This is a genomic window from Streptomyces albireticuli, from assembly GCF_002192455.1.
GTDB lineage: Bacteria > Actinomycetota > Actinomycetes > Streptomycetales > Streptomycetaceae > Streptomyces > Streptomyces albireticuli_B.
In genome coordinates this window covers 3,158,457-3,171,887 of record NZ_CP021744.1, presented here as the reverse complement: position 1 = coordinate 3,171,887, position 13,431 = coordinate 3,158,457, and the positions used below count along the sequence as shown (strand labels likewise).

10 protein-coding genes are annotated in these 13,431 nt (G+C 72.5%); 7 read left to right on the top strand and 3 right to left on the bottom strand.

Annotation, left to right across the window (positions count from 1 at the left end):
- Positions 1-71 precede the first annotated feature (71 nt).
- The 4 genes from SMD11_RS13320 (at position 72) to SMD11_RS13305 (ending at position 5,328) form a co-directional block, all read left to right on the top strand.
- Complete coding sequence (locus SMD11_RS13320) at positions 72-1,775, top strand: serine/threonine-protein kinase (RefSeq protein WP_267896823.1); 1,704 nt, start codon at positions 72-74, stop codon at positions 1,773-1,775.
- Positions 1,776-2,116: 341 nt separating this feature from the next.
- On the top strand, positions 2,117-3,397 hold the full coding sequence (locus tag SMD11_RS13315) for an ATP-binding protein (RefSeq protein ID WP_087926667.1): 1,281 nt from the start codon (positions 2,117-2,119) through the stop codon (positions 3,395-3,397).
- Positions 3,394-4,077 carry a LuxR C-terminal-related transcriptional regulator gene (locus SMD11_RS13310; RefSeq protein ID WP_087926666.1) on the top strand — a complete coding sequence of 228 codons (684 nt, stop codon included), beginning with the start codon at positions 3,394-3,396 and terminating at the stop codon, positions 4,075-4,077. Before SMD11_RS13315 ends, SMD11_RS13310 begins: the two co-directional genes overlap by 4 nt.
- Positions 4,078-4,212: 135 nt before the next feature.
- Positions 4,213-5,328 carry an alpha/beta hydrolase gene (locus tag SMD11_RS13305; protein WP_087926665.1) on the top strand — a complete coding sequence of 372 codons (1,116 nt, stop codon included), beginning with the start codon at positions 4,213-4,215 and terminating at the stop codon, positions 5,326-5,328.
- A gap of 138 nt (positions 5,329-5,466) precedes the next feature.
- On the opposite strand, the gene SMD11_RS13300 is transcribed toward SMD11_RS13305, so the two are convergent.
- Entirely contained in the window at positions 5,467-6,552 is a 1,086-nt protein-coding gene (locus SMD11_RS13300) for a C40 family peptidase (protein ID WP_234366024.1), read from the bottom strand.
- 327 nt (positions 6,553-6,879) lie between these two features.
- Between SMD11_RS13300 and SMD11_RS13295 the strand changes: the two genes are divergently transcribed.
- Together SMD11_RS13295 and pcrA are read left to right on the top strand one after the other, a co-directional pair.
- Positions 6,880-7,233: a hypothetical protein gene (locus tag SMD11_RS13295; protein ID WP_087926664.1), complete on the top strand. Its 354-nt coding sequence runs from the start codon at positions 6,880-6,882 to the stop codon at positions 7,231-7,233.
- Positions 7,234-7,348: 115 nt separating this feature from the next.
- On the top strand, positions 7,349-9,814 hold the full coding sequence (gene pcrA, locus SMD11_RS13290; RefSeq protein WP_087926663.1) for a DNA helicase PcrA: 2,466 nt from the start codon (positions 7,349-7,351) through the stop codon (positions 9,812-9,814).
- A 93-nt stretch (positions 9,815-9,907) separates the two neighbouring features.
- Here pcrA and SMD11_RS13285 read toward each other — a convergent pair whose 3' ends face one another.
- Positions 9,908-11,455: a M23 family metallopeptidase gene (locus SMD11_RS13285; protein WP_087930481.1), complete on the bottom strand. Its 1,548-nt coding sequence runs from the start codon at positions 11,453-11,455 to the stop codon at positions 9,908-9,910.
- 303 nt (positions 11,456-11,758) lie between these two features.
- Positions 11,759-12,628, bottom strand: a complete 870-nt coding sequence (locus SMD11_RS13280) for an esterase/lipase family protein (protein WP_087926662.1) — start codon at positions 12,626-12,628, stop codon at positions 11,759-11,761.
- A 376-nt stretch (positions 12,629-13,004) separates the two neighbouring features.
- Here SMD11_RS13280 and SMD11_RS13275 point away from each other — a divergent pair, with 376 nt between their 5' ends.
- Positions 13,005-13,418, top strand: coding sequence for a cobalamin B12-binding domain-containing protein (locus SMD11_RS13275; protein ID WP_087926661.1), 414 nt, complete (start codon positions 13,005-13,007; stop codon positions 13,416-13,418).
- Positions 13,419-13,431 lie beyond the last annotated feature (13 nt).

Sequence of the window (13,431 nt, the reverse complement as noted above, 5' to 3'; positions counted from 1 at the left end):
AGATATCCCCTGAGAAGGTGCCCGCTATCGTGGCGCATCGATCACTTACGGGGGAACCGGAGGGGTGCAGGGTGACGGAGTCAGTGTCCGGGTCCGCGGCGGCGGGGCCGTGGCCGGACCAGGGTCGGCTGATAGCCGGGCGTTATCGGCTCCTGGACCGGATCGGCCGCGGCGGCATGGGCACGGTCTGGCGCACCCAGGACGAGCTGCTCGACCGTCAGGTGGCGCTCAAGCAGCTGCACGTCTCGCCCTACCTGGACGAGGACGAGCTCGCCACGCTCTACGAGCGCACCCGCCGCGAGGCCCGCGCCGCCGCCCGGATCAACCACCCCAACGTGGTCGTCGTCCACGACGTCGTCGACGACCGGGGGCTGCCCTGCATCGTCATGGAGTACGTGCCCTCCCGGACGCTCGGCGACGTCCTCCAGGACGGCACGGTCACCCCCGAGGAGGCCGCCCGCATCGGGCGCGGGATGATCGCGGCGCTGCGCGCGGCGCACGCCGCCGGGGTGCTGCACCGCGACGTGAAGCCGGGCAACGTCCTCCTCGGCGCCGACGGCCGGGTCGTCCTCACCGACTTCGGCATCGCCCGGTCCACCGGCACCTCGACCCTCACCAAGACCGGCGAGATGGTCGGCTCGATCGACTACATCGCGCCCGAGCGGGTCAAGGGCGGCAAGCCCGGCCCCGCCTCCGACCTGTGGGCCCTCGGCGCGACCCTCTACCAGGCGCTGGAGGGCCGGCCGCCGTTCCGCAAGGACACGGCCGTCGAGACGGCCTACGCGATCGCCATGGACCCCCTGGAGCCGCCGCGCCGGGCGGGCGCGCTGACCAGGCTCGTCGAGACCCTCCTCGCCAAGGAGCCGGACCTGCGGCCCCCGGCCGAGCTGGCCGAGCAGATCCTGCGGGAGCCGGCGGCGGAGGCGGAGACGACGCTGATGCCGGTGGGCACGCCGGACGCCGCTCCCGGAAGCGACCTCGGGGACGCCCGCGCGGAGGCGCCCCGCCCCGTGGCGCCGGCCGCGGAGCCGGTCACCGTGCCCGAGCCGGTGCCGGTCGACGGCGCGGGTGACCGTAAGGGTGAGGGCCAGGCAACCAGCGACCGTAAGGGCGACAGCGGCGAACGCCGCCCCAAGCGCGCGTCCCTGTGGATCGCGATCGCGGTCTCCGTCGTCGCGGTCGCCGGTCTGGCGGGCGGCGCGGCCCTCTACCTCCGCGACGGCGGCACCGAGGACACCACCGCCCGCGACGCGCCCGCGAAGGACGCCCCGAAGCCGGACGCCTCCCCGGCACCGGCGCGGCCCTCGGCGTCCACCACGCCGCTCCCGCCCGTGCCCAAGGGCTACCACTTGGTCAAGGAGGAGAAGCTCGGCGTCTCCTTCCCCGTCCCGGACGGCTGGACCCGCCGTGCCAAGTCGGCCGTGGAGGTCGACTACATCGACCGCACCGGCCTGGTGAACCTCAAGGTCAACGTCCTGGGCTTCGCGAGCCCCGACCACCTCCAGCACTGGAAGGACGTCGAGTCGCAGATGCGGACCAAGGTCGACGGCTACCAGCGGGGGCGCATGCAGGAGACCACGTACCGGGGGGAGCCGGCGGCGGTCTGGGAGTTCGAGTTCAAGGGGCGCGCGCGGGATTTCCGGGCGATCGACCTGGGGTTCGGGCGTGAGGGGGGTAGCGAGTACGCGATCTATCTGTCGGGGCCGAAGGCGGATTGGGAGCGGCATCGGCCGGTGTTCGATGCGGTGCGGGACGGGTTTCGGCCGGGGCGGTAGGGGGACGGCGGTGTGCCCTGCGGGCGGCCTTTCCCCAGCCCCGCCCCTTCCCGAAACCGGGGCTCCGCCCCGGACCCCTGTCCTCAAACGCCGGACGGGCTGAAAATCAGCCCGTCCGGCGTTTGAGGACACCGCGCGTCAGCGCGGAACGGGGGCCCGGGGGCTTGCCCCCGGTTTCGGGAAGGGGCGGGGCTGGGGAACAAGCCGCCCGCAGGGCACACCCCCCCGCACCAGCCCACCGGCCGCCACCCACCCGCCGCCGCTCACCCACCCCCACCCCCGGGTCCCGTCAGGGTCCAACCCTGATGCCCGTACACACGCCCGCATGTGACGATCGGACCATGACCACCGCCCCACCGTCGCCGACGCCGCCCCGCGCGGACATCCCCCCGCGCAAGCTCTACCGCAGCGCCGAGGGCCGGATGCTCGGCGGCGTCGCCCGTGGTCTCGCCGGGCACCTGGGGGCGCCGGTCTCCTGGGTGCGGATCGTCTTCCTGGCGCTGCTGCTGGCCCAGGGCATGGGCGCGGTGCTCTACGCGGTGTTCTGGTTCGTCGTGCCGCTCGGCGTCGGCGGCGTCGAGGCGCCGCGCCCGGCGCCCGCCGAGACCCTGCCCGACGGGCGGCGGCGCCTCTTCGCCCGTAAGCCCGACCGGGGTCAGGTCGTCGCGCTCCTCGCGCTCGTCATCGGCGCCGCGATCTTCGTCGACAACCTCCACCTCGGCCGGGCCAACGCCTACATCTGGCCGCTGCTGCTCGTCGGCGCGGGCGTAGCCCTCGTCTGGCGCCAGGCGGACAACGCCCGCCGCGCCCACTGGATGGAGGTCAGCCGCCGCAAGCGCGTCCTGCCGCTCGCCCGCGGCGCCGCGGGCGTCGCCCTGGCCGGCATCGGCGTCACCGGCATCGTCGTCCTCCAGGGCTCGGCGGAGCACCTCGGCACCGTCCTCCAGGCGTCGCTGGCCGTCCTCGTCGGCATCGCGCTGCTGGCCGGACCCTCGCTCGTACGGATGACCCAGGACCTCTCCGCCGAACGCACCATGCGCATCCGCGCCCAGGAGCGGGCCGAGGTGGCCGCGCACGTCCACGACTCCGTCCTGCACACCCTCACCCTGATCCAGCGCAACGCCGAGGACCCCCGCGAGGTCGCCCGGCTCGCCCGCGCCCAGGAGCGCGAGCTGCGCGCCTGGCTGTACCGGCCGGAGGGGCGGGGGAAGGACGAGGCGGAGGAGCCCACGACCCTCGCCGAGGCCGTCAAGGCCACGGCCGCCGAGGTCGAGGACCACCACGGGGTGCCGATCGAGGTCGTGGTCGTCGGCGACTGCCCCCTGGACGAGAGGCTGGCCGCACAGATGCAGGCCGCCCGTGAAGCCATGGTCAACGCCGCCAAGTACGGTGGCGAGGGCGGCGCCGTCCAGGTCTACGCCGAGGTCGAGGGGCGCACGGTCTTCCTCTCCGTGCGCGACCGCGGGCCCGGCTTCGACCTGGACGCGGTGCCGGACGACCGGATGGGCGTCCGCGAGTCCATCATCGGCAGGATGCAGCGCAACGGCGGCACGGCGAGACTGCGCTCCGTGCCCGGTGGGGGAACCGAAGTGGAGCTGGAAATGGAGAGGGCGGCGGCATGACGACCGAAGAGACGACGGAGCGCCACGTACGGGTCGTGCTGGTGGACGACCACCGGATGTTCCGGACGGGTGTGCAGGCGGAGATCGGGGCCACCGACCGCACGGGCGTCGAGGTCGTGGGCGAGGCCGCCGACGTCGACCAGGCCGTCACCGTGATCACCGCGACCCGCCCCGAGGTCGTCCTGCTGGACGTCCACCTCCCCGGTGGCGGCGGGGTGGAGGTGCTGCGCCGCTGCGCCCCGCTGATGGCCGACCCGGAGCACCCGGTCCGCTTCCTCGCGCTGTCGGTGTCCGACGCCGCCGAGGACGTCATCGGCGTCATCCGCGGCGGCGCCCGCGGCTACGTCACCAAGACCATCACCGGCACCGACCTGGTCGACGCCGTCTTCCGGGTCAAGGACGGCGACGCCGTCTTCTCGCCCCGGCTGGCCGGCTTCGTCCTCGACGCCTTCGCCTCCACCGACGCCCCGCCGGTCGACGAGGATCTCGACCGCCTCACCCAGCGCGAGCGCGAGGTGCTGCGCCTGATCGCCCGTGGCTACGCCTACAAGGAGATCGCCAAGCAGCTGTTCATCTCCGTGAAGACGGTGGAGTCCCACGTCTCGGCGGTGCTGCGCAAGCTCCAGCTGTCCAACCGGCACGAGCTGACCCGCTGGGCGACGGCCCGCAGGCTGGTCTGACCGCCCGGCCGCACCCGAGCCCGTACCGCGACCGGGAACCGAGGAGGCCGTCAGGCCATCTAGAACGGACGAGAGGCTCTCACTTGCGCAGGGCCCAGGGCCCGCGCCGGGTCCGACACCCGAAACGAGAGCCTGATGAGCCTGACGGGGACACCCTTCTTCCTCACCACGATCGCCCTGGTCGTGGTGGCGCTCGTCCTGCCGCTGGCCCTGTGGAGCAGGGTCGGCGGGCCCCGGCCCGTACGGTTCCTGGCGCGGCTGTGCATGCTGCTCTTCGCGCAGGTGACGGCCCTCACGATGGTCTTCGTGGTCGTCAACAACTCCAACGGCCTCTTCGACACCTGGGACGACCTGCTCGGCACCGGCGACCACGTCCGGACGGCGGTCGACCTCGGGCCGGACGGCACCGGCGGCAAGAACGCGGATGCCGAGCCGAAGGTGGTCCAGAAGTTCACGCCCGCGTCCGACCGGCGGATGGGCCCCGGCGTCCAGGAGACCAAGCTCAAGGGCCGGGTATCCGGAGTCGAGGGCGAGGTCTACGTCTGGCTGCCGCCGCAGTACGACGACCCCGCGTACAAGGACCGGAAGTTCCCCGTCGTCGAGGTGCTGCCGGGCTTCCCCGGCTCGGCGAAGGCCTGGTTCGGCACGCTGGAGGTCAACACCCAGCTGAAGCCGATGATGGAGAAGGGCGAGGTCGCCCCGTTCATCGTGGTGGCGCCCCGCACCACGCTCCTCGGCGACGTCGACACCGGCTGCGCCAACATCCCGGGCAAGGTCAACGCCGACACCTGGCTGAGCGTCGACGTCCGCAAAATGGTCACCGACAACTTCCGGGCCGAGGAGAAGGCCGCCGGCTGGGCCGTCGCCGGCTACTCGGCGGGCGCGCACTGCGCCGCGAAGCTCGCCGTCGCGCACCCCGACCGCTACCACGCGGGCGTCAGCCTCTCCGGCTACAACGACCCCGTCGGCGAACCCTCCTCCCTTACGGCGAAGACGCCCGAGCTGCGCGACGAGCACAACCCGCTGAAGATCCTCCAGCGCGCGAAGACGCCGCCGGCCGTGTCGCTGTTCGTCTCCGGCGCGGAGGGCGACGGTTACCAGGGGGGCCTGGCCCTCAAGCAGGCCGCGAAGCCGCCGACGACGGTGAAGGTGCACATGATCCCGGCGGGGGCGGGCGGCCACGGGACGGCGGTGTGGAAGCGGCAGGTGCCGGATGTGTTCCGGTGGCTGACGCAGCAGGTGAAGGGGTGACGGGCGGGTTTTCCCCCACCCGCCCCCTCCCGGAACCAGGGGTTCCGCCCCCGGGCCCCCTGCCGCGCTGAAGTGCGGTGGCCTCAAGCGCCGGACGGGCTGACGCGCGGTGGCCTCAAGCGCCGGTCGGGCTGAGAATCAAGCCGGCCGCGACGCCCCCGCGAACGGCATCTCGTCGACCGGGGCGATCCGCACCGGCGCCCCCGGATGCGGTGCGTGGATCATGCGCCCACCGCCCACGTAGATCCCCACATGGCTCACCCCGGAGTAGAAGAACACCAGGTCACCCGGGGCGAGAGCCCCCCGCGAGATCCGCCGCCCCGCGTTGATCTGCGTGTACGTCGTGCGCGGCAGCGACACCCCCGCCGCCCGCCAGGCCGCCTGCGTCAGCCCCGAGCAGTCGAAGGCGGACGGGCCCGTCGCCCCCCAGACGTACGGCTTGCCGAGCGCGGAGTACGCGTAGGCCACGGCCCGCGCGGCCCGCTGGGTCGGGGCCTGCGCCGCGCCGCCGACCACGCTCCCGCCCGTATGGAGCGCGGCGGGCACGGCCGACGTGACACCGCCGGCCGGGGCGGCCTGCGGCGCCGCGTCACCCCGGGCCACCGCCGCGCGGTGCTCCTCGGGCAGCCGCTCCAGGATCTTGCGGGCCTCGGTCAGCTTCGACTCGACCGCGCGCTTGTGCCGGGCGAGCGTGGCCTTCTCCCGCCGGAGCTCCGCGAGCCGGCCCCCGGCGGTCGTCCGCACCTGCTCCACGTCCCGCAGCTCGTCCCGGTAGCGGGTGACGGCGATGCTCCGCCGGACGCCCGCGCGGTCGCTCATGGACGCCCGTTCCAGGTACTGCTCGGGGGAGGCGGACATCAGCAGCCGCACGCTCGTCGGCAGGGAGCCCTCGCGGTACTGGGCGGTGGCGACGGACCCCAGGGCGTTGCGGGCGGTGTTGAGCCGCGCGGTCCGGCGGGCCGCCTCGTCCTGGAGGCCCTCCAGCGTGGACTCCGCCCGGTCGGCCTTCTCCTTGGCGCCGTTGTAGCGCTCGGTGGCGGCCTCGGCCTCCTGGTAGTACCGGTCGATCCGGGTCCGCAGCTGGGACGGCGTCGGGTGCGGCGCGGCCTGGGCGGAGCCGTCCAGGACGGTGGCGGTGGCCGCGCCCGCGAGGGCCAGACCGGCGGCGGTCCGCGCCGTGGCTCCGGTGAGCGGATGCTGCCTGGGCTTTCGGTGCGATGCCACGTCGGCCGTCACTTCCTTCCACACCTGCTGGTCGTGCACACCTGCTGTCGTGCCGGCCCGTCCCGCACGGCGCGGACGGGTACGGCGGCGGCCCGCCACGAGGGGGGAGAGCACGGGTCGCCGCCGTCTGGAGAGGGACGCTATTGGGACCGGTCACGCCCCAGAACGCACATGACCGGTAATGCCTGGAATCGGCCGCACTGCGACAGAGGGTGACCGGGTGCCTCGCGAGCGGTTGGATTCATATACGTCCTGCCTGACCGATGCGGCGATAGAGCCCCACCTCGCCTCCGGCGGCTGGTATGGGCCGGGCTAGGGTCGGTCCTCATGGACGTACTGATTCACGCCGTCGTCGGCCTCCACATCATCGGCATCGCGGCCCTGCTGGGCGGCTTCCTGACCCAGATGAAGGCCATGGGCAAGGGCGAGGCGCGCATGGTCCCCGCGATGCTGCACGGCGCGCTGACCATGCTGGTCACCGGCGTGGCGCTGGTCGGCCTCAACCAGGCCGAGGGCAACACCCTCGACACCGTCAAGATCGGTGTGAAGCTGGCCCTGCTCGTCGTGATCCTCGGGCTCGTCTACGTGAAGCGGGACGACGAGAAGGTCGAGGCCGCGGCCTTCGGCACGGTGGGCGCGCTCACGGTGGCCAATGTCTTCGTCGCCGTCCTCTGGACGTAGCCCCCGGCCCCCGGTCCCCGGCCCCCGGCCCCGCGGGCGTGACGTGGGCCTCATTCGAAGGGCGTTCGGGGAACGGGGACCGGCTGTCAGTGCGGCGGCCTAGACTCGGGAGGCGATGAGCAGCCTCTTTGACGACAGCTTCCTGGCGGACCTCGGCCCTGCGGACGAGGAGCACCCGCCTCCCCCGGAGGACGCGGCCCCCGAGCGGGTGCCGGACGACCTCTTCGGCGGTGCCTTCGACGCCCCCGTGCCCCGGGAGGCCTATTACCGCGACGGCGCGGCCCGCCCCGTCGTGGACCCGGCCGCCCTGCTGGAGGGGATGAACGACCAGCAGCGCGCCGCCGTCGTGCACACGGGCTCCCCGCTGCTGATCGTCGCCGGCGCCGGCTCCGGCAAGACCCGGGTGCTCACCCACCGCATCGCCCACCTGCTCGGCGCGCGCCACGTCCACCCCGGCCAGATCCTCGCGATCACGTTCACCAACAAGGCCGCGGGCGAGATGAAGGAGCGCGTCGAGGAGCTCGTCGGCCCCCGCGCCAACGCCATGTGGGTGATGACGTTCCACAGCGCGTGCGTGCGGATCCTGCGCCGCGAGAGCAAGAAGCTGGGCTTCACCTCCTCCTTCTCGATCTACGACGCGGCGGACTCGAAGCGCCTCATGGCGCTCGTCTGCCGCGACCTGGACCTCGACCCCAAGAAGTTCCCGCCGAAGTCCTTCAGCGCCAAGATCTCCAACCTGAAGAACGAGCTGATCGACGAGGAGGACTTCGCGGCGCGGGCGGCCGACGGCTTCGAGAAGACGCTCGCCCAGGCGTACGTGATGTACCAGTCGAGGCTCCGCGAGGCCAACGCCCTCGACTTCGACGACATCATCATGACCACGGTCCACCTCCTCCAGGCCTTCCCGGACGTGGCCGAGCACTACCGCCGCCGCTTCCGCCACGTCCTGGTCGACGAGTACCAGGACACCAACCACGCGCAGTACACCCTGGTGCGCGAGCTGGTCGGCACGGCGGGCAGCGTCCCGGACCTCGACCCCGCCGAGCTGTGCGTCGTGGGCGACGCCGACCAGTCGATCTACGCCTTCCGCGGCGCCACCATCCGGAACATCCTCCAGTTCGAGGAGGACTACCCGGACGCCACCACGATCCTGCTGGAGCAGAACTACCGCTCCACGCAGACGATCCTCAGCGCCGCCAACGCCGTCATCGAGCGGAACCAGAACCGCCGCCCGAAGAACCTGTGGACCGAGGCCGGCGAGGGCGCGGGCATCACCGGCTACGTCGCGGACACCGAGCACGACGAGGCCCAGTTCGTCGCCGACGAGATCGACCGCCTGACGGACGCGGGCGACGCCAAGGCGGGCGACGTCGCCGTCTTCTACCGCACCAACGCCCAGTCGCGTGTCTTCGAAGAGATCTTCATCCGCGTCGGCCTGCCCTACAAGGTCGTCGGCGGCGTGCGCTTCTACGAGCGCAAGGAGGTCCGCGACGTCCTGGCCTACCTGCGCGTCCTCGCCAACCCCGAGGACACCGTGCCCCTGCGGCGCATCCTCAACGTCCCCAAGCGCGGCATCGGCGAGCGCGCCGAGGCCATGATCGACGCCCTGTCGCAGCGGGAGCGGATCAGCTTCCCGCAGGCGCTGCGCCGCGTCGACGAGGCGTACGGCATGGCGGCCCGCTCGACCAACGCCGTCAAGCGCTTCAACGTCCTCATGGAGGAGCTCCGCACGATCGTCGAGTCGGGCGCCGGCCCGGCCACGGTCCTGGAGGCCGTCCTGGAGCGCACGGGCTACCTCGCCGAGCTCCAGGCCTCCACCGACCCGCAGGACGAGACCCGCATCGAGAACCTCCAGGAGCTCGCCGCGGTGGCCCTGGAGTTCGAGCAGGAGCGCGAGGAGGAGAGCCCGGGCACGCTCGCGGACTTCCTGGAGAAGGTCGCGCTGGTCGCCGACTCCGACCAGATCCCGGACGAGGACACCGAGGGCACCGGCGTCATCACGCTGATGACCCTGCACACCGCGAAGGGCCTGGAGTTCCCCGTCGTCTTCCTCACGGGCATGGAGGACGGCGTCTTCCCGCACATGCGCGCCCTCGGCCAGACCAAGGAGCTGGAGGAGGAGCGGCGGCTCGCCTATGTGGGCATCACCCGCGCCCGCGAGCGGCTCTATCTGACCCGGGCGAGCATGCGCAGCGCCTGGGGCCAGCCCTCGTACAACCCTCCGTCGCGGTTCCTGGAGGAGATCCCCGAGAAGTACGTGCAGTGGCGGCGCACCGGCCCCGCCACGCCGTCGGCGACGATGGGCACCGTCTCCTCGTCGTTCTCCTCGTCCCGCTCGGGCGGCACCTCCACGGGCTTCGGCGGCGGCAAGGCGGGCCCGAGCGGCTTCGCCACCCGGCGCACGAAGGACCGTCCGGTGGTGGCCCTGGCCGTCGGCGACCGCGTCACGCACGACTCGTTCGGTCTCGGCACGGTCGTCGGGGTCAAGGGCAGCGGTGACAACGCCGAGGCGACGGTCGACTTCGGCGAGGAGAAGCCGAAGCGGCTGCTGCTGCGGTACGCGCCGGTGGAGAAGCTCTAAGGGGCAGGCAGGCATGCGGCGGCCCGAACCCCGGCCATGACGGCCGGGGTTCGGGCCGGTTGCTTACGCGGGCCCGCGTGGGTCTGCGTGGGTTTACGTGGGGTCGAAGCCCCTGCCCCGGAGCCAGGGCAGCGGGTCGACGGCCGAGCCGCCGGGCCGGACCTCGAAGTGCAGGTGCGGGCCGGTGGAGTTGCCGGAGTTGCCCGAATAGGCGATGACGTCCCCGGCCTTGACCTGGCCGGAGCGGAGCTTGGTGCTGCTCAGGTGGCAGTACCAGGTCTCGACGCCCTCGGGCGACGTCACTATCGCCATGTTGCCGTAGGCGACGTTGTACTGCGTGCGGACCGTGCCGTCGGTGGCCGCCATCACGGGCGTGCCGTAGCTGACGGGGAAGTCGATGCCGGTGTGTACCGACATCCAGTTGACGCCCGCCTGCCCGTAGTACGCGCTGAGCCCGTGCTGGGCGACGGGCAGGGAGAACTTCGGGCGCTCGGCCTCCTTGCGGGCGGCCTCCTCGGCCTTCCGCTTCTTCTCCGCCTCCTGGCGCGCCTTGAGGTCGATGCGCTCCTGGGTGCGGTTGGCGCGGCTGGCGAAGTCGTCGGCGCCGTGGCTGAGGCTGGCGAGCTGGGTGTCCAGCTTGCTGTTGGCGAGCTTCGGGACGCCCGAGGTGTCCGGGACGGACGCGGCCTGCGGCTTCTTCGCGTCGTCACCACCGCCGGAGACGGACGCGGCGGCGATCCCGGCGACGCCCATGACGGCGACCGAGGGAACGGCCACGGTGAGCAGCGCCTTGCGGCGCGGCCGGTAGCCCGTGCGGGCGGGCGCGCCCTTGCGGCGGCTGCGGGCCGGGCCCGGGACGTCCGCGCCGGGCGGGCAGGTCCCGCCGGCCGCCCCGTCCTCCGGAGCGGTCTGCTCCAGGAGGTCCATGGGGTCGACCACCGACATGGTGCGGGTCTCGGCGGCGGCGACGGCCGCCGCGCCGGGCGAGGCCGGGGCCGGCTGGTCCAGGTCGACGCCGGAGAGGTCGACCATCAAGGTCGGGGTGTGCTGCGCCTCGGGCCGCTGCTCGTCCATGGCGTCCATGGCGGCGTAGGCGCTGGTGTCCCAGGTCTGGGTCTGCTGGGCGCTGAGGTCGCCCCAGCCCGTGCCCGTGCTCTGGTCCCAGGCCGGGTACTGCCCGCTGTGCCCGCCGTGCCCGCTGGTGTCCCAGCTCTGGGCGTGGGCACCACTGGTGTCCCACTGCCCCGAGGTGTCGTACGCGCCGGTGGAGCCGGAGGTGTCCCAGGAACCGGTGTCCCAGGAGCCGCTCTGCCACTGGCCCTGGTCCTGGCCGCCCTGGTTCTGGGCCGGGATCGCGGAGGTGTCCGGGTGGCCGCCCGAGGTGTCCCACTGGCCGGTGTGCTGCCCGGTGTGCTGACCAGTGTCGTAGCCGCTGAAGTCCCAGATCTGGGTCTGGCCGGTGACGCCCCACTGGTTGGTGGTGTCCCACTGGCCCGACGCCCACTGGCCGGTGTCGTAGCCGTCGTACCCGGGATAGCCGGGCTGTGCGCTCTGCTGCTCGTACGACGCGTAGTGCCCGTAGGAAACATCCTGAGCGGGACCGGTCGGGCTGGAGCCCGCCGACGGGTGACGGTCGTTCACCACCACTTCTCTTTCGCCTCGGGAGCCGGAGAATTAGCGGCGACTGTACCCGGCGGTATGGGATGGCGACAATCTTCGTCACGTTTCGGGCGGGCGCGGCACGGGCATTTGGCCGCCTTTCGGTGGACTGAACCCCGGGAAACCGATTTGACGTTCGAAGTTTGTTCGGTTTCCGGCCGTCCGAAAGTCGAACGGGACCCTGGGTAGCCGACCGGCCGGTTCGCCGGGCGGGGTCCCGGCACGGTCCCGGCGGTGGTTCCGGTCCGTGTCTCCGGTGGTGCTTCCGGTCGGGTGCGTCGCAGGTCAGGCGACGGAAGCGGCGCCCGAGGCGCCGGCGGCCGGTTCCTCCGCGGTCAGGGCCTGCCGGATGCCCGCCGCCACCGCCCAGTGGACGGGCAGCGCGAGATGGCCGACGCCTGTCACCCGCACATTGCGCGCGAGGAGATCCGGATGGTCGATCCGGGCGGTCTCCACGGGCACCATCAATTGGTCCAAGTCGCTCCAGAAACTGATGAAACGGGTCGCGCAATTCGGGGCGGGACCGGCCAGTTCCCTGATCACCTCGGAGCCCGGCCGCATCTGCCGCACCAGCGGATGGGCGGACATCAGCGGTGCCACGCGGGTGCCGCCGTGCGGGGTGCCCAGCGTGACCAGCGTCCGCACCCGGGCGTCGCCGCCGAGCCGCTGGATGTAGTAGCGGGCGATCAGGCCGCCGAGGCTGTGCCCGACCACATCGACGCCGGAACTTCCGGTGCGCGTACAGAGATCCTCCACATGGCGGGCGAGCAACTGGGCCGCAGTCCTGAGGTCGCAGGTCAGCGGCGAGTAGTTGAGGGATTCGACGTGCCGCCAGCCGTTCCGGCGCAGCGAACGGCGCAGCAGGACGAAAACCGAACGGTTGTCGATGAAGCCGTGCAGGAGGAGAACGGGCGTGTGACCGACGTCTTTTGTCGGTTTCTCTGCGAGCTCGGGCGTGTCGGTTGGGCCGGATGGGGGAGGCGGGGTGGCGGGAAGCGCATGGGGCGGTCGCGCGCGGCGCTCCTGCGTGAGGCCCGTGGGGTAGAGCAGGACGTGGCCGGTGAGGATCGCCAGCTCCAGCACGGTGGACCGGGTGCGCGCCGCGGAGGGGCGCAGCAGTGCGGAGAGGAGAGTGAGAAAGCGCAGTGCCCCCATGGCCGACCGACCTCCCGAACGGCACACAGAAGGCGGCTCCGTCCCCCCGCGCGCATTCATGGGAAGTCGCGGCGGCGCCGGCCGCACCGTCGCCCCGTGCGGCTGCCGGCACGGCGGTGCGGCGACCTCGCCGCGGCTCCCTCGCGACCGCCTTCTGCCCGCCGCCCCGGTGACTCGGGGGGCCTCACGGCCCGTGGGACGCGGCAGTACGAGGACGGCGCGTAGCGAAAGTGTTGTCCCACGTGTGATTTCCCCCTCGCTCTCCTCCGCGAAACGGCGGGTTGCGGGATGCTGGAGATAACGTTCGTTCACGTCTCCGGCCCCTGGGCCGGAGAACCTCGCGGCCGGTTGCCGGCAGTCGTACATGGAGGCAGTGATGGGAGTGACCGGTCCGATCCGCGTGGTGGTGGCCAAGCCGGGGCTCGACGGCCATGACCGCGGCGCCAAGGTGATCGCCCGCGCGCTGCGCGACGCCGGCATGGAAGTCATCTACACCGGCCTGCACCAGACCCCCGAGCAGATCGTGGACACCGCGATCCAGGAGGACGCCGACGCGATCGGCCTGTCCATCCTCTCCGGGGCGCACAACACCCTCTTCGCCAAGGTCCTCGAACTGCTGCGGGAGCGGGACGCGGCGGACATCAAGGTCTTCGGCGGCGGGATCATCCCCGAGGCGGACATCGCCCCGCTCAAGGAGCAGGGCGTGGCGGCGATCTTCACTCCGGGGGCGACGACGGCGTCCATCGTGGAGTGGGTCAACGCGAACGTCCGCCAGCCGACGGACGCGTAGCGGCCGCTCCGGC

What these genes read in the sequence shown, in the direction of transcription:
- SMD11_RS13280 (WP_087926662.1), bottom strand. Translation starts at nt 12,628, where the DNA reads ATGGGGGCACTGCGCTTTCTCACTCTCCTCTCCGCACTGCTGCGCCCC.
- SMD11_RS13305 (WP_087926665.1), top strand. Translation starts at nt 4,213, where the DNA reads ATGAGCCTGACGGGGACACCCTTCTTCCTCACCACGATCGCCCTGGTC.
- SMD11_RS13310 (WP_087926666.1), top strand. Translation starts at nt 3,394, where the DNA reads ATGACGACCGAAGAGACGACGGAGCGCCACGTACGGGTCGTGCTGGTG.
- SMD11_RS13275 (WP_087926661.1), top strand. Translation starts at nt 13,005, where the DNA reads ATGGGAGTGACCGGTCCGATCCGCGTGGTGGTGGCCAAGCCGGGGCTC.
- SMD11_RS13295 (WP_087926664.1), top strand. Translation starts at nt 6,880, where the DNA reads ATGGACGTACTGATTCACGCCGTCGTCGGCCTCCACATCATCGGCATC.
- pcrA (WP_087926663.1), top strand. Translation starts at nt 7,349, where the DNA reads ATGAGCAGCCTCTTTGACGACAGCTTCCTGGCGGACCTCGGCCCTGCG.
- SMD11_RS13315 (WP_087926667.1), top strand. Translation starts at nt 2,117, where the DNA reads ATGACCACCGCCCCACCGTCGCCGACGCCGCCCCGCGCGGACATCCCC.